Genomic DNA, 14,914 nt, shown 5'->3' on the forward strand with positions numbered 1-14,914 from the left:
TCCTACTCCAGCCAGCACATCGCTTCCCCCGCCTCGCCGTCCATCGCGAGCCGGAGGACGCGCCCGGGCGCCGCGTCCGCGGTGTGGACGACGTGGAGGCCGCGCGCGAGATCGGCGTCTTGCGGCGACACCGAGGCGAGCGCGTTCGGCGCGTCGAGGAAGAAGCTCTCGCGCAGCGTGTCGGCGCCTTCGTCCGGGTGGAGGGCGAGGTAGTAGATCCCGTCCTCGACAAGGTCCTGGAAGAAGTGCGTGCCGTACGAGACCTCGGGCACGTACTCGCCCTTTCGGTGGGCGATCTCGATGAGCACGGCGCAGTGGTTGATGTCGGCGTAGTGGACGCGGACGCCGAGCTGGGGATCGTTCGTGCCCCATCGCCCGGGGCCCATGAGGAGAAACGTCCGTCCCTCGAGCGCATCGTTGACGCGCGCCACGGCGCGGCCGATCGCCGCGCGCTTCTCGAAGCCGGCGGCATCGTAGGCGCGCGGATCGACGTAGACGACGGTGTCGATGCGGGGGACCTCGCCCGAGCGGACGAGGCCGCGCGACGAGAAGACGACGCGCTCGCGCGGGATCCCGCGCGGGAGCCGGGCCTCCTCCTCGGCGACCTGGACGAGCGGCCGGCACTGGAGGAGGTAGAAGCGGTCCTCGACCTGCGCGAACTCGACGTTGACCGGCGTGCCGTACGCGTCTTCCAGGCGGCGCATGCGGTCGCGCATGATCGCGGCGAACCGCGTCCGCGCGAGCAGGCGGTCGAAGGTCAGGCAAATGCGCGACGCCGGCGTGCCCGCGAGGCTGCCGGTCGGCTCGACGAGCCCGTCCTCGGTGCGGATCGACGCGACCTGGTCGAGGCCCGGCGGCTCCGCGCCCTCCTCGAGGACGCTCGTCAGCGGCACGGTCGTGAAGCGATCCGCGGCGAGGTCGATGACGTCGACCATCCGCTGCGCGTAGCGCGCCTGGCGCTCCGGTGTGACCTCCGGCCGGAGCATCGGCGCTCCGAGCGCGACGAGACGCGAGTAGTCGTTGCCGGTGCGGTCGACGGCGCGAGTGCCGAGGCCGTAGACGACCCGCGCGAGCCCGTCCTCGGACTTCAGGCGCGGCGACCAGCGGTACTCGTTCCGCGAGAAGCCCACACCGGCGACGTCGGGGAAGAAGTAGCGGCCGTGCGGCCGCCCGACGACCTTTTGGATCAGGATCGCCATGTCCTCGTTGTAGTCGATGAGGTTGTGGCGGCGGCGATAGCTGAGCGGGTTCGGCGCGAGGGTGGACGCGAAGACCTCGGCAACGGCCGCGAGGAGCGCTTTCAACCGCTCGGTCCGCGTCCCCTGGTTCCCGAGGAAGACACTCGCGTACATCCCCGAGAACGCCGCGCCGAACCGGTCTTCCAGGAGGCTCGAGCTGCGCACGATGAGCGGATGGTGGCCGACGGTCTCGAGGACGCGATCGAGGCGCTGGACCAGCTCTTCGGGAAACTCCGCGTTCTGGAAGATCTGCCGGATGAGCGGGTACTCGTTCCTGATCTCCTCCGTCGGCTTGTACTTCTGGCTCTGCCACTCGTCCAGCCGGTTCATGCGGATCACCGTCTCGATGAGATCGGACCGGACGAACCACGACTCGGGCAGGTGGACCTGGGCGATCGGATCCCGGCCGTGCTCCTCCCGCTCGCCCTGGAGGATGCGATAGCCGAGGTACAGTCCGGCGGCCTTGCCGCCGATGCGCCCTTGCCCCTTCGAAGACCCGATAATGCGATCGAGGATCCACTCGAAATCGGTCACGCGGAGGTAGTTCTTCGCGACACCGATGAATTCGAGCTGGTCGCTGATGAAGTTGCGGATCAGGGCGACGCGGAGCTGGGTCGTGCGCGCCGGCGCCAGGCGCTCGTCGCCGCGCGGCAGGCGGCAGAACCGCCGCAGCGCCTCGGCGAGGACCTCGAACGACACGCCAGGGAGGTTCGCGATCGTCTCCAGGCTCTCGGCTTCGTCGCGCCGGCGGACGCCGTCGACGACCTGCTGCACGCGCTCCGGGGTCAGGAGCGCCGCCGCATGCTGGAGAACCGTGTCCCTGACGGCGACGCGCTCGCCCGCGCTCCACGGGGCCGCGCCCGGCCGGTTCGGGTTGTCGTCGGCCGGGGCGGCCGCGCCCTCCCCCGCCTCCGCCCGAGCCTCGCCGTAGACGGCGTCGATCGAGATCAGCCCCTCGCTGTGGAGGACGATGAGGAGCTGGCGCGCGATCCGTTCGGCCAGCTCCGGCCAGAGCGAGAGCGCCTCGCGCAGCGTCGCCTCGGTATCGGGCCGCACGTCCTTGGGGATCATCGCGCCGACGCCTTCACGCGCGCCCGCAGATCCCGGATCGCAGGATCGCCGGGATCGAGGAACGCCGCCGCGTCCAGGTGGACGGCGGCCTCTGCCGGCCGCCCGGCCTCGATCAGGAGACCGCCGAGATTCGCCTGTGCCGCGGCCCAGGTCGGCCGGAGCCGCACGGCGTCGGCGAGCTCGGAGAGCGCGTCGTCGACCCTTCCCTCGCGGGCGTATCCGGTCCCCAGGGCCATCGCATACGAGCCCTGATCGGGAAGGATCCGCCGCGCCTCCCTGAACTCCGCGACGGCGCCTTCGACATCGCCGCTCTCACGAAGGAGGACGCCGAGCTCCAGGCGCGAGTCGCCGTGCTGCGGCGCCTCGGCGACCACGCGGCGGAGGGTCGCGATCGCCTCGTCGTCGCGGCGCAGGCGCGCAAGGCAGCTCGCCTCGCGCCGGAGCCCGTAGACGGTGAACGGTCCGATCGGGTGCGCGCGGCGATAGTCGCGGTAGGCCGCGAGCGCGTCGGCCCATCGTCCGTTGATGAAGAGCGCGTCGGCCTCGAAGAGACCGGCGTCGGACAGAACCGGGTCGAGGGCGACGGCGCGGGCCCGGGCCGTCTCCCGTTCTGCGCTGCGGCCGGCGCGCGCTTCGGCCAGCGAGAGCGCGTACCAGGCCGCCGCGTCGTCGGGAAGCGCCTGCACGCGTGCCTCCGCCTCCCGTGCGTACACCGCGGCGCGCTGGGTCGCGGCGTCGACGTCGCCCTCGAGGGCGTCGGTCATCGCGCGGCCGAGCCAGCGGCACGAGGGCGGAAGGAAGCCCCCGAACGTCGAGTACGATACGGTCGCCAGATCGGCGCGGAGGCGCTTGGCCCGGAGGCGCGCCACGAGCGACGCCGGGTCGATCCACGGCGCCTCGGTCACCTCCTGCGTCGTGGCCGAGCGGGTCGTGAGGAAATCGAGGTCGACGTCCAGGAGCACCGGCTCGTCGAAGACCGGAAGATCGGCCAGCTCGCAGATGGTCGTGTCGACGCCCAAGATCGTGCCCCGGATCACGCGCCCCTCGCGGTGGAGGGAGTGCGCCTCGTCGAGGGTCACCTTCTGCATCTTCCGGAGGACGAGCCCCTGGACGAGCGCTTCGGCGGCCCCCGCATCGGGAAGGGTCCCGTCGGGAACGACCCAGACGTAGGAGCGCATGACGCCGAGGCGCGCGGCGGGATAGAGGAAGTTCCAGATGGCGAACCGCTGATGGGTCGTGCCGTCGAGCACGTACGGGTGGAGCTCGAGGTGGGGCAGCTCGTCCGGGTCGGCGGCGGCGATCCGCGCGATCGTCGCGTCCGGGAGCCAGTCGAGATCGGCGTGCCCGTCCAGATGGACGACGATGCGGCCCTGCGCGCCGGCGCGCCTCCAGGCGATGAGCGACGATGAGTGGTTCTCGTAGAGGTGGACCTGCGACAGCGGCTCGATCCCGATCTTCGAGCCCGCCGTCGATCGCTCCGGTGCGCGCCCGCCCGTTCCGCACGCGAGCGGCAAGACGACGGCGCCGGCTGTGATCAGACGATGGAGGCGCAAGCGCGTCGAATATACCGGGACCCTCACGCTCCGCCCACCGTCTCGAACGGATCTCGAAGCCCTTTCAGGTCCGGTGCGGGCGAGAGGGATTTCGCGAAGACGGCGACCTTGAACGCCGTTCCCATCCCCCCGGGATGCAGGAGCTGCTTCGCCTGGAGGCGGCGCTTCGTCGCGGCGAGCGACCCGGAGTCGTCGTCGAGCCCTTCCAGGATCCCGTTCGCGATCAGGAAGCGGTCCTGCGTCGTCATCCGAAGCAGGGCGAAGCCGAGCGCGCGCGCCTCGTCGGTGAGGTGCGTGAGGTTGACGTGGGCGGTCAGATCCTGCTCGCCGACGTGATCGAGGTAATCCTCGGTGACCGCGTGACGGCGATAGGCGAGCAGGGTGCCGCGCCTGTGAGCGGGCGCCCGCAGCAGTTCCGCCTCGTGCCCGTAGTCGACGACGACGAGGAATCCGCGCTCGATCGCCTCGGACAGGGATGCGAGGAGACCGGGAAGCGCGAGGCACACCTCGGCCTCGTCGCCGTCCTCCGGGGCGGAACCGTAACGCGACGCCGCAGCCACGAGCTCGGCGTCCGCCTCGCGCTCGGCCTCGACGAGCCGGTCGCCCTCGATCGCGACGCGCACCTCGACGAGCGCTTCCCCGCGCCGCCGGACGCGATGGACCGGCAGGGCGTCGAACAGCTCGACGGCGACGACGACGCCCGCACCGCCACGGCGTGCGAGGTGAGCGCCGACGCGAGCGCTCGGGACCGCCGCCGCGGCCGCCGCCCGCATCCCGGGACTTGCGTCGACGAGATCGGCGGCGACACGCGACGCGACCGCGGGGAGCGCTTCCAGGACGTCCCGCGCGAGCATCCCCCGCCCGGCGCCGTACTCGACGTAGCGGAACGGCTCCGGCCGGCCGAGCGCGTCGTCCATCTCGGTGACGAGACGCGCGAGCGCCTCGCCGAACGCCGGACCGACGTCGCTCGCGGTGAAGAAGTCTCCTCCCCTCCCCAGCCGCTCCGGTCCGCGCGCGTAGTAACCCGCGTCGGGATCGTGGAGGGCGATCTCCATGAACCGAGCGAAGGAGACCGATCCTTCGGCGCGGATCTCGCCGGCGAGGCGCCGCAGCAGCTCGGGATGTCCGGCGGAGGAGTCCGCCATCGGCGAGACTAGGCGGCGGTCGACGACGACGCCGCGAGCTCGGCGGCGCTCTTGACCCCGCGCTCGATCTTGCGCCGGATCTCGAGGACGCCCTCGATGAGCGCTTCGGGGCGCGGCGGGCAGCCGCTGATGTAGACGTCGACCGGGATGATCTCGTCGACGCCCTGCACGACGGCGTACGACCGGTACATCCCGCCGCTGCTCGCGCAGGCGCCCATCGCGATGACCCATCGCGGCACCGGCATCTGCTCGTAGATGCGGCGCAGGAACGGCGCCATCTTCTTCGTGACCGTCCCCGACACGACCATGAGGTCGGACTGGCGCGGGGAGAACCGGAGCGCCTCGGCGCCGAACCGGGCGAGGTCGTAGCGCGGGCCGACGGTCGCCATGAGCTCGATCGCACAGCACGCGAGCCCCATCGGCATCGGCCAGAGCGAGTTCTTCCGCCCCCAGTTGACGAAGTCCTCGACGCGCGTCGTGTAGGCGGTCTCGCGCGCGTCCCCTTCCGGATAGCGCTCGTGGAGGACGAGGAGATCTTTGGGGTCGGCCATCGGCGTCATCCTATCAAATCGGCGGGTTCTTGACGCCCCCCGACGGGCGGCGATAGAGTTCCGCGCCCAACGCAATTTCCCGCCACGAGACTCGCGAGGAGACCGCGCGTGCCCACCTTCGACCTGACGGTGATCGGAAGCGGACCCGGGGGTTACGTCGCCGCGATCCGCGCTGCCCAGCTCGGGATGAAGACGGCGGTCGTCGAGATGGCGCCGGTGCTCGGCGGAACCTGCTTGATCTGGGGATGCATCCCGACCAAAGCCCTCCTGCACGCTGCCGAGGTCCTGGAGACGTCCCGGCACGCCGGCGTGTTCGGCGTCAAGCTCGCGCCGGGCGAGCTCGATGTCGACGGCGTGCAGAAGTACAAGGACAAGATGGTGACCGTGAACGCGAAGGGGGTCGAGTACCTCTTCAAGAAGAACAACGTCACGGTCGTCCGCGGACGCGGAAGCCTCGCCGGGCCCGGCAAGGTCTCGGTCGCCGCCGACGACGGCGCGAAGCAGACGATCGACACGAAGTTCACGGTCGTCGCCACCGGCTCGGTGATCCGCGGGCTTCCCGGGATCGAGTTCGACGGCAAGCGGATCATCAACTCCGATCACGCGCTCGGCTTGAAGACGATCCCCAAGTCGATGATCGTGCTCGGCGCGGGAGCGGTCGGCGTCGAGTTCGCGTCGATCTACGCGACGTTCGGGACGAAGGTCACGGTCGTCGAGCTGCTCCCCCGCCTCATCCCGATCGAGGACGCGGCGCTCGGGGCCGAGCTCGAGAAGGCGTTCAAGAAGCGAGGGCTCGGCGTCCACACCGGGACGAAGGTCGAGAAGGTCGCCGTCGCGGGCGACGGCGTCAAGGTGACGGCCTCGAAGGACGGCACGCCGATCGAGCTCGAAGCGGAGGTCCTCCTCGTGGCGGTCGGCCGCAGGCCGCTCACCGAGAACATCGGGCTCGAAGCGGCCGGCGTGAAGGTCGACCGCGGCTTCGTCGAGGTCGACGGGCTCATGCGCACCGGCGTGCCCGGCGTGTACGCGATCGGCGACATCGTCAAGACGCAGGCGCTCGCCCATGTCGCTTCGCACGAGGGGATCGTCGCCGTCGAGGACGCGGCCGGCAAGAACCCGCACCCGATCGACTACGACAAGGTGCCGTCGTGCACGTACTGCGATCCCGAGGTCGCGTCGGTCGGTCTCACCGAAGAGGCGGCGCGAAAGCGCGGCTACGACGTCGTCGTCGGCCAGTTCCCGTTCACCGCCATCGGCAAGGCGAAGATCCTGAACGACACCCGCGGCTTCATCAAGATCGTCGGTGAGAAGAAGTACGACGAGGTCCTGGGGGTCCACATCATCGGCCCGCGCGCCACCGAGCTGATCTCGGAGGCGGTCGCGGCCGTCAGCCTCGAGGCCACCGCGGCCTCCCTCTTCCACGCCATCCATGCGCACCCGACGCTGGCCGAGGCGATGGGAGAGGCTGCGCTGGCCGTCCACGGCCGCGCGATCCACATCTGAAGGAGACTCCGATGCGCGTTGACGTCGTCATGCCGCAGATGGGCGAGTCGATCGCCGAGGGCACGATCACCCGCTGGATCAAGCAGCTCGGCGAGAAGGTCGGCCGCGACGAGCCGCTGTTCGAGATCTCCACGGACAAGGTCGACGCCGAGATCCCGTCGCCGTCGGCGGGGACGCTCGTCGAGATCAAGAACCAGGCCGGCGAGACGGTGCCGGTGAACCAGGTCGTCGCCGTGCTCGAGACCGACGCCGGTGCGACGGTGACGCCCTCGGCACCGAAGGCCGCGGAGGCGAAGGTGGCGCCTGCTCCGGCGCCAGCGCCCGCTCCCAAGCCTGTGGAGGCGAAACCCGCAGCGGCTCCCCCGGCTTCCGACGAAGGCGGCGGTTTCATCTCCCCCGTCGTCCGCAAGATCGCGCAGGAGGCCGGCATCGATCCGTCACGCGTTCCCGGCACCGGCGCCGGCGGCCGCGTCACGAAGAAAGACATTCAGGACTTCATCGCGAAGGGTGGAAGGACGGCTCCGGCTCCCGCCGCGGCGCCGAAGGCGGCTCCCGCGCCCGCGCCCGCGCCGACACCTTCGGTCACCTTCTCGTCCGGCGCGCGCGTCGAGCGGCAGCAGATGTCGCCGATGCGGAAGAAGATCGCCGAGCACATGATCGAATCGCGCCGCACCTCGGCGCACGTCCACTCCGTCTTCGAGGTCGACATGACGCGCATCGTCAAGCTGCGCGCGCAATACAAGGCGACGTACGAAGAGAGGCACGGGACGAAGCTCACGATCACGCCGTTCTTCGTGAAGGCGGTCTGCGACGGCCTCCGCGCGTGGCCGGTCATCAACGCATCGGTCGAGGGCGACGAGATCGTCTACAAGAAAGACCTCAACATCGGGATCGCGGTCGCGCTCGACTGGGGCCTCATCGTGCCCGTCGTGAGAAACGCCGACGAGCTGTCGCTCGCCGGTCTCACAAAGCGCGTCGGCGATCTCGCCGAGCGCGCCAGGACGAAGAAGCTCGTCCCCGACGAGGTCGCCGGCGGGACGTTCACGATCACGAACCCCGGGATCTTCGGCGGCGTCTTCGGCCTGCCGATCATCAGCCAGCCTCAGGTGGCGATCCTCGGCCTCGGCGGCATCGAGAAGCGGCCGGTCGTCGTCGACGACGCCATTGCGATCCGCTCGATGATGTACATGTCGATGTCGTACGACCACCGGATCGTCGACGGAGCGGTCGCCGATCAGTTCCTCGCCATGGTCAAGAAGGGCCTCCAGGAGTTCGACGAGTCGCTGCTGTGAGCGGCTCGCCGCACGAACGCCGCCCCGAGTGGCTGCGCATCACGCTGCGCACCGACGAGAAGTTCCGCAGCCTGCGCTCGATGGTCGGCGAGCTACGCCTCAACACCGTCTGCGAGGAGGCGCGCTGCCCGAACATCTACGAGTGCTGGAACGCCGGCACCGCGACCTTCATGATCCTGGGCGACACCTGCACGCGGTCGTGCGGCTTCTGCAACGTGCATAGCGGGCGGCCGAGGCCCGGCGTCGACGCCGACGAGCCGGCGCACCTCGCCGAGGCCGTGGCGCGCCTCGGTCTCTCCCACGCCGTGATCACGAGCGTCGATCGCGACGACCTGCCGGACGGCGGGGCCTCCCACTTCGCCGCGGTCCTGCGCGCGGTGCGCGACCGCACTCCGTCCTGTGCCGTCGAGGTGCTCACGCCGGATTTCAAGAACAAGCCGGGGGCGCTCGACGTCGTGCTCGAAGCAGGGCCGTCGGTCTTCGCGCACAACGTCGAGACGGTCCCGCGCCTCTACAAGACGGCGCGACCGGGGTCGAGCTACGCCGGGAGCGTCGGGCTCCTGCGCGCGGCGGCCGCGCGGCGCGACCGCGAGCGCTCGTCCCTCCGTGTGAAGTCGTCGATCATCGTCGGCATGGGAGAAGAGGACCGGGAGATCCTCGAGACGATGCGCGATCTGCGAGCCGCGGGGGTCGACGTCGTCACGCTGGGCCAGTACCTTCGCCCGACCGCGACGCACCTTCCCGTCGCGCGCTTCGCCCACCCCGACGCGTTCGCACGGTTCCGCGAGGAAGGGCTCGCGATGGGCTTCCTGCACGTCGAGTCGGGCCCGCTCGTACGCTCGTCGTACCACGCCGAGCGCCATCGCCCCGATCCGGCGCCTCAGGGCCTCCCGGTCTTGCGGACGGGCTCCGGCTCAGGGGGCGGAAGGTAGGGATCGCCGAGCGGCCGGCCGGCGAGGAAGTCGTCGATGTCCCTCTTGACGGCCGCCAGCTCGTCCGGGTTCGTGCCGACGTACTTCCGGATGATCTTCCCCATCGGGTCGACGAGATAGGTCGTCGGAAGGAGGCCGATCCCGCGCCATGCCGCCTCGGCCGGCGGACCGCCCCAGAAGATGTCGTAGCGCACCTGGGTCTGGTGAACGACCGTCTTGATCTCGGGCGCCGAGGCCTGATCGAGGACGACGACGCCGACGACCCGCAGGCCGTCCTTCTTCCGCGCCTCCGCGATCTTTTGCAGCTCGGGCATTTCCAGCTTGCAGGGCGCGCACCACGTCGCCCAGAAGTTGACGAGGGTCGCCTTGGCCGGCTTCCAGCCGATCTCGGTGTCGCCTCCGTCCAAGGTCTTCGCCTTGATCGGAACGACGACGTCGCCGGGCGTCAGCGCCTGTCCCGGCACGGCCGCGGGAGCGGGACGCATCGCGCAGAGCGCGAGGAGGACGATGAGCAGTCTGGAGCGGGAAACGGGACTCGAACCCGCGACCCCGACCTTGGCAAGGTCGTGCTCTACCAACTGAGCTATTCCCGCCTTTCGGGCGAAAGCCGCCCGGCAAGTCGCTGAGGATATCGGACGGCGGGACGACCGTCAATCGCCCGGGCGGAAGGCGTCGCGGCGATGGCGGATCCGCCAACGCCCCTCTCGCGGCTCGACCTCGATGACGTCGAAGCGACAAGGGCTCTCGCCGGCTCGCGCGCGCGCCAGCCAGAGCGCGGCGGTCCGCACGAGGCGGTGCCGCTTGAGGCCGGTGACGGCGTCGGCGGGCGGCGCGATCCCACCGGGGGTGCGCGTCTTCACCTCGACGAAGACGACCGTTCCTCGGTCGAGGGCGACGACGTCGATCTCGCCGTAGCGCGACCGGAACCCTCGGGCAACGACGTCGAGGCCGCATTGCGCGAGCCAGCGGCAGGCGGCGTCTTCCCCCGCCGCGCCGAGGGTGCGCGGCGTGCTCAGGGGGGCGGCCCGGCGGGCGGCGAGCGCCGTTGCCGGTGGATGCCGCCGGCGTCCTGGATGCTCCTGCGCATCTCGTCGCGGAATTGAACGAGGAGGAAGCGCAGACGCACTCGCTGGGGAACCGTGAGGTCGCGATCGACCTCCTGGAGGCCCGCGCGCGTCGAGCGCTCGCCCTCCTGTCCCAGCCGGTCGAGCGCGTCGAGGCGTTGCTGGAGATCGGCGTCCGGCATCCCGCTCTCGATCCCCTGACGGAGCTCGCGCACGAGGCGACGGCGCTCGCGCCCCGTGTCGCGCCGCGCCTTCTCGAGCGCCTCGATCTTCGGGAGAACCGTCGCCACCTGCGTGTCGTCGAGGCCGACGTCGGCCTTGAGGCGTGCCGCGAAGAGCCGTCGCATCTGCTCGGCGGCCGGTCGCTCGTCTTGGGCCCGCGCCGTCGCGAAAACACCGGCGGCGATCGCCACGGCGGCCAGAACGGGTCTCAGCTTCATGTCGCACTCCGCTTCACGCGAGCTTCCTCTTCTTTGAGGCGGCGCACGAGGCGCTCCTGCTCGGCCTTGCTCAGCTGGTCGACGGCCGGAAACAACCCGCCCGCATCGTCGTCGGCGTAGGCGTCCAAGGGCTCCGGCGCGCCGAAGTCGACGGAGGCATCCTCGTCCGGCGCGGCCGCGTCGTCGAGAGCCACGGCGGGAGCGGACGTTGCGGATGGGTAACCGCCGGCCGCCGCGACCGGGGCCTGATCGTGCCGCGCCATCCCGACCCAGACGATCGCGCCAGCGACCGCCGCCGCCGCCGCGGCGAGGACGGCGACGCGCCCGATCCTGAAGCGCGCGCCGAGGCGGCCGTGCAGGCGCCGCCCGAAATCATCCCAGTACGCGGGACCGGGGTCGTCGATCGGATCGCGCCGGCCGGCGGGCGTGACGGCGAGTGCCACGAGGTCGGCGCTTTCCGCGCACGCCGGACAGGCGCGCGCGTGCTCTCGGATCGCCTCGGCGCGCGGATCCGACGGGCCGGACGGCGCCTCGGCGAGAAGCTCGGCCAGCAGCGTGGAGAATCGCTCGCAGTCGATCCGGCTCATCGCTCCACTCCGAGCGCGCTCATGCGGCGCTTGAGATTGTGAACCGCCTGATGGAAGTGGGCCTTCACCGCGCCGACGGAGAGCTCCATCGCGGCGGCGACCTCCTCGTAGGTCATGCCGGAAAAGACCTTGAGGAGGACGACCTCGCGCTGCCGCGGCGGCAGCGCAGCGACCGCGCGGCGCACGCGCTGCCCGGATTCGGCGCGCTCGGCGGCGGTGTCGGGACTCTCTCCGCCGTCGGCGATCAGCTCGGCCTCGTCCAAAGAGCTTTCGGCGCGGCGCGCCGCGACCTGGGTGCGGCTCACGTTGAGGGCGATCCGGACGAGCCACGTCGAGAGGCGCGCATCCCCGCGGAACTGGCCGAGCGACTTCCACGCCCTCACGAACGTCTCCTGCGCCGCTTCGTCGGCCGCCTCGTGCGACCCGAGGATCCGGCGCGCCACACGGTAGACCGTGAGGCGATGCGCGACGACGATCGCATCGAACGCGGCCCGGTCGCCGCGCCGGCTCCGGTCGATGAGCTCGCGCTCGAGGGCCGGCGATGCGCTCGCGTCGTCCACGTTTCCCGTACCGTTCGACCGGTGGCCGGGCCCCGGGGGTTTAGTCCGAGAGGGGGCCGGCGAGCGCGCGCCGCCAGCGCACCCCTTGCGGGGTGTCCTCGAGAACGATGCCACGGGCTGCCAGGAGGTCGCGAATCCGGTCCGATTCGGCGAAGTTCTTGGACTTCCGCGCCGCGGTGCGCTGGGCGACCAGCGCCTCGACCTCCGGGTCGAGGAGCGCTTCACCTCCCCGCGGCAGGACGGCGAAGACCTCGTCGATGCGTGCGAGGCGCGCCTTGAGCGAGGCCACGCTCCCCCCGGGAAGCTCCCCGCGGTCGAGGGCGGCGTTCGTCTCGCGGACGAGGCGGAAGAGAGCGCCCGTCGCGCCGCTGACGTTGAGATCGTCGGCGAGGGCGTCCTTGATCTCACGCTCGATCGTATCCGCGCGCGCGTCGAACTCCAAGTGGAAGCCGTCGTCCCCGGCAGCGGCCGCTTCGCCGAGCCGGGCGTGAACGGCGTCCAGGCGCTCGAGCTCGCCGGCGGCGCGGGCGAGGGCGTCGAAGGTGAAGTTGAGCGGCGTGCGGTAGTGCGTCGTCAGGAGGAGGTAGCGCAGCGCGCGCGCGTCGTGGCCGCGGGCGATCAGGTCGCGCAGTGTGTAGAAGTTCCCCTTCGACTTCGCCATCTTCTCGCCGTCGACCATGAGGTGCGCCGCGTGCATCCACGTCCGGACGAACGGCCGGCCGGTCGCGCCTTCGCTCTGCGCGATCTCGTTCTCGTGGTGGGGAAAGATGTTGTCCACGCCGCCGGTGTGGAGGTCGAAGCTCTCGCCGAGGTACTTCATGCTCATCGCCGAGCACTCGAGGTGCCAGCCCGGGCGGCCCGGGCCGAACGGCCCGTCCCACTTCGGCTCCCCCTCGCGGTGTCCCTTCCAGAGCACGAAGTCCCTTGCGTCGTCCTTGTCGTACTCGTCGCTGTCGACCCTGGCGCCGACCTTGATCTCCCGCTTCTCCAGGTTCGACAGGCGCCCGTAGCCCGGGAACGCGTCGATGCGGAAGTAGAGCGACCCCTGGCTCTCGTATGTCAGCCCCTTGTCCTTGAGCGTCGCCGCGATCGCGAGCATCTCGGGGATGTGATCGGTCGCGCGGGGGTAATGCTCGGCCCGCTCGATCGCGAGCGTGTCGAGGTCTTCGAAGAAAGCGCGGATGAAAGGCTCGGTGACGTCGCCGATCGACCTCCCCGAGGCGATCGCCTTCGCGATGATCTTGTCCTCGATGTCGGTGATGTTCATGACCTGGGTCACGCGGAACCCCAGGTACTTGAGCGCGCGCCGGAGCAGGTCCTCCCAGACGTAGGTGCGGAAGTTCCCGATGTGGGCGAAGTCGTAGACCGTCGGGCCGCAGGTGTAGAGCCGGACGTGGCCGGGCTCGCCGGGCACGAGCGGCTCGACCGAACGCGTGAGCGTGTTGTAGACGCGCATAACGGCGCATTCTACTCGATGACGGTGAACGCTCCGTCCGCGCTGACGCGCTCACCCGAGACGCGGTCGTGGAGGTCGACGCGCACGCGGTACGGGCCCGCCGGCCAGTCGCCGATCGGCAGCGCGAGGCCCATCGCGGCGCCGGCCGCTTCGCGGACCGAGTAAGGCTTGCGGAACTTCTTCCGTGTGCCGTCGACGACCCGTTCGAAGCGGTAGACGACGTCGACGCGCGCCGCGTGCTTCTCCGGGTCGAGCGCCGCTCCGTAGACTTGGAGGTAGACCCGGAGCAGCTCGTTCCGGCGGAACGTCGCGCCGACGCGGGGAACGACCTCCTCCGATCCGATCCGGTAGCGCTCCGACCCGTCGTGCGCCGGGCCGAATTGCTCTGCGAGGACGAGCGAGCTGGCCGCGAGACCGGTGCTCAGATCGGGGACGGTGAGTTCGCCGCGGCGGACGAGGAGCTCGTTCCGCGTCTCGTCGCGGAGCGCGTAGCGCGCGGCGTACGTCCTCCCCGGCTCGAGGTAGGCGCGACCGAAGAAGATCGGCGCCCGGCCGTCCCGGGCCACGCGGTCGAGCGGGGTCGTGTGGACGGCGGCGCCCCGGACCTTGGCCCCGCGCCCGTCGACCCGCTCGAACGATGCGGCCGCGAGGTAGCGACCGGCCTGGGCGGCCGGGTCGTCGTCGTGCATCTCGAGCGTGAGGAAGACGAGCACCGTCCCGTCCTGCGCGCGGAAGTAGTACGGCTCGACGTCGAGGGCGTCGTCCGCCGACGGGGTCGCTCCGGCGTCGTCCTTCGCGGCCGGCGAGTTCGAGGTCAGGCTCGACGGCGTCGACTCGCGCGGCAGCGAGGCCAGCGTCTCGATGAGCATGTGCTCGAGCCCCTCGAACGAAACGTCGGGATGCAGGAGCCGAAGGCTGCGCAGCGTGTCGTGCCGCTCCCAGTCGAACGACACGGACGAGGTGTCGTGCACGGGGTCGCACGCGGGATCGGTCCGGTAGGTGCCGTCGCCGCAGCGGTAGAAGGCGACCTCGAGCCCGCCTTGCGCCCCGGGCGAGCTCGGGTAGACCCAGACCTCCTTCTCCACCGCCTTCATGCCTCCCGACTCGAGGCGGATCGTCTCGGGCTCTCCGAGGAGGATGTAGACCCGGCCGCGCACCGTATTCCACCCGCTCTGCTCGATCGTCGAAAACCGCTGGGCGGCGACCGCCGCGCGCTCCTCGAAGTCCGCCCTGAAATCGCGACCGCCCGCATCGGGCGCCGCGGCGAGACCCTTCCAGAACGCATCGATGAAGCTCCGGCGCTCGTCGTCGGTCTTGATGGCTCCGAACTTCTGGTACTCGTCGTCCTTCAGGAGGAGCCGCGCCGGCCCGTCACGCCACGTCTTGAGGGGCGGCGGGCCCGGGGACGCATGGGCCGCCGCCGGCGGCATCGCGAGCGACGCCACGAGGCAGAGGAGCCGCCCGAACCGAGGCACCATGCGACGTCCTCGAAACGGCGGAGGCCGCCCTGAGGCGGCCTCCG

The 14,914-nt window shown here is 70.8% G+C and carries 14 protein-coding genes and 1 tRNA gene; 3 read left to right on the plus strand and 12 right to left on the minus strand.

Annotated elements, in window-relative coordinates; genetic code table 11:
• Window positions 1–2 precede the first annotated feature (2 nt).
• From VFV19_19240 to VFV19_19255, 4 genes are read right to left on the minus strand one after another with little or no spacing between them, the layout of a single operon-like run.
• Window positions 3–2,309 (minus strand): PEP/pyruvate-binding domain-containing protein, encoded by a 2,307-nt coding sequence (locus VFV19_19240; GenBank protein HEX4826443.1) that lies wholly within the window; start codon window positions 2,307–2,309, stop codon window positions 3–5.
• A complete protein-coding gene (locus VFV19_19245; protein ID HEX4826444.1) occupies window positions 2,306–3,862 on the minus strand; it encodes a tetratricopeptide repeat protein in 1,557 nt (518 codons plus the stop codon). Before VFV19_19245 ends, VFV19_19240 begins: the two co-directional genes overlap by 4 nt.
• A 23-nt stretch (window positions 3,863–3,885) precedes the next feature.
• Window positions 3,886–5,007, minus strand: coding sequence for an SAM-dependent methyltransferase (locus VFV19_19250; GenBank protein HEX4826445.1), 1,122 nt, complete (start codon window positions 5,005–5,007; stop codon window positions 3,886–3,888).
• Between the two features lie 8 nt (window positions 5,008–5,015).
• Window positions 5,016–5,558, minus strand: a complete 543-nt coding sequence (locus VFV19_19255; protein ID HEX4826446.1) for an NADH-quinone oxidoreductase subunit B family protein — start codon at window positions 5,556–5,558, stop codon at window positions 5,016–5,018.
• A 108-nt stretch (window positions 5,559–5,666) separates the two neighbouring features.
• Here VFV19_19255 and lpdA point away from each other — a divergent pair, with 108 nt between their 5' ends.
• Genes lpdA through lipA form a run of 3 tightly spaced genes read left to right on the plus strand, consistent with a single transcriptional unit; the run spans window position 5,667 to window position 9,285 of the window.
• On the plus strand, window positions 5,667–7,061 hold the full coding sequence (gene lpdA, locus VFV19_19260) for a dihydrolipoyl dehydrogenase (protein HEX4826447.1): 1,395 nt from the start codon (window positions 5,667–5,669) through the stop codon (window positions 7,059–7,061).
• Window positions 7,058–8,353 (plus strand): 2-oxoglutarate dehydrogenase, E2 component, dihydrolipoamide succinyltransferase, encoded by a 1,296-nt coding sequence (sucB, locus tag VFV19_19265; protein ID HEX4826448.1) that lies wholly within the window; start codon window positions 7,058–7,060, stop codon window positions 8,351–8,353. The genes lpdA and sucB overlap by 4 nt, the downstream gene beginning before the upstream one ends.
• Window positions 8,350–9,285: a lipoyl synthase gene (gene lipA / locus VFV19_19270; GenBank protein ID HEX4826449.1), complete on the plus strand. Its 936-nt coding sequence runs from the start codon at window positions 8,350–8,352 to the stop codon at window positions 9,283–9,285. The genes sucB and lipA overlap by 4 nt, the downstream gene beginning before the upstream one ends.
• On the opposite strand, the gene VFV19_19275 is transcribed toward lipA, so the two are convergent.
• The 8 genes from VFV19_19275 to VFV19_19310 all read right to left on the minus strand — a co-directional run bounded on the left by VFV19_19275 (window position 9,234) and on the right by VFV19_19310 (window position 14,870).
• Window positions 9,234–9,770: a TlpA disulfide reductase family protein gene (locus VFV19_19275; protein ID HEX4826450.1), complete on the minus strand. Its 537-nt coding sequence runs from the start codon at window positions 9,768–9,770 to the stop codon at window positions 9,234–9,236. The two genes, lipA and VFV19_19275, sit on opposite strands and share 52 nt — an antisense overlap.
• Window positions 9,771–9,802: 32 nt before the next feature.
• Window positions 9,803–9,878: transfer RNA gene (locus VFV19_19280), tRNA-Gly, on the minus strand.
• Window positions 9,879–9,935: 57 nt separating this feature from the next.
• A complete protein-coding gene (locus VFV19_19285) occupies window positions 9,936–10,385 on the minus strand; it encodes a YraN family protein (protein HEX4826451.1) in 450 nt (149 codons plus the stop codon).
• Window positions 10,298–10,789: a hypothetical protein gene (locus VFV19_19290; protein HEX4826452.1), complete on the minus strand. Its 492-nt coding sequence runs from the start codon at window positions 10,787–10,789 to the stop codon at window positions 10,298–10,300. Before VFV19_19290 ends, VFV19_19285 begins: the two co-directional genes overlap by 88 nt.
• Window positions 10,786–11,376: a hypothetical protein gene (locus VFV19_19295; protein ID HEX4826453.1), complete on the minus strand. Its 591-nt coding sequence runs from the start codon at window positions 11,374–11,376 to the stop codon at window positions 10,786–10,788. Before VFV19_19295 ends, VFV19_19290 begins: the two co-directional genes overlap by 4 nt.
• On the minus strand, window positions 11,373–11,936 hold the full coding sequence (locus VFV19_19300; GenBank protein HEX4826454.1) for a sigma-70 family RNA polymerase sigma factor: 564 nt from the start codon (window positions 11,934–11,936) through the stop codon (window positions 11,373–11,375). Before VFV19_19300 ends, VFV19_19295 begins: the two co-directional genes overlap by 4 nt.
• A 40-nt stretch (window positions 11,937–11,976) precedes the next feature.
• Window positions 11,977–13,392 carry a cysteine--tRNA ligase gene (gene cysS / locus VFV19_19305; GenBank protein HEX4826455.1) on the minus strand — a complete coding sequence of 472 codons (1,416 nt, stop codon included), beginning with the start codon at window positions 13,390–13,392 and terminating at the stop codon, window positions 11,977–11,979.
• An 11-nt stretch (window positions 13,393–13,403) separates the two neighbouring features.
• Entirely contained in the window at window positions 13,404–14,870 is a 1,467-nt protein-coding gene (locus VFV19_19310) for a GWxTD domain-containing protein (GenBank protein HEX4826456.1), read from the minus strand.
• Window positions 14,871–14,914 lie beyond the last annotated feature (44 nt).

This window comes from Candidatus Polarisedimenticolaceae bacterium (genome assembly GCA_036275915.1).
Taxonomy (GTDB): domain Bacteria; phylum Acidobacteriota; class Polarisedimenticolia; order Polarisedimenticolales; family DASRJG01; genus DASRJG01.

Excerpts from the sequence above, each read along its gene's own strand:
- VFV19_19275 (HEX4826450.1), bottom strand. The coding sequence starts at position 9,770 with ATGCGTCCCGCTCCCGCGGCCGTGCCGGGACAGGCGCTGACGCCCGGC.
- cysS (HEX4826455.1), bottom strand. The coding sequence starts at position 13,392 with ATGCGCGTCTACAACACGCTCACGCGTTCGGTCGAGCCGCTCGTGCCC.
- VFV19_19310 (HEX4826456.1), bottom strand. The coding sequence starts at position 14,870 with ATGGTGCCTCGGTTCGGGCGGCTCCTCTGCCTCGTGGCGTCGCTCGCG.
- VFV19_19290 (HEX4826452.1), bottom strand. The coding sequence starts at position 10,789 with ATGAAGCTGAGACCCGTTCTGGCCGCCGTGGCGATCGCCGCCGGTGTT.
- VFV19_19295 (HEX4826453.1), bottom strand. The coding sequence starts at position 11,376 with ATGAGCCGGATCGACTGCGAGCGATTCTCCACGCTGCTGGCCGAGCTT.
- VFV19_19250 (HEX4826445.1), bottom strand. The coding sequence starts at position 5,007 with ATGGCGGACTCCTCCGCCGGACATCCCGAGCTGCTGCGGCGCCTCGCC.
- VFV19_19255 (HEX4826446.1), bottom strand. The coding sequence starts at position 5,558 with ATGGCCGACCCCAAAGATCTCCTCGTCCTCCACGAGCGCTATCCGGAA.
- VFV19_19240 (HEX4826443.1), bottom strand. The coding sequence starts at position 2,309 with ATGATCCCCAAGGACGTGCGGCCCGATACCGAGGCGACGCTGCGCGAG.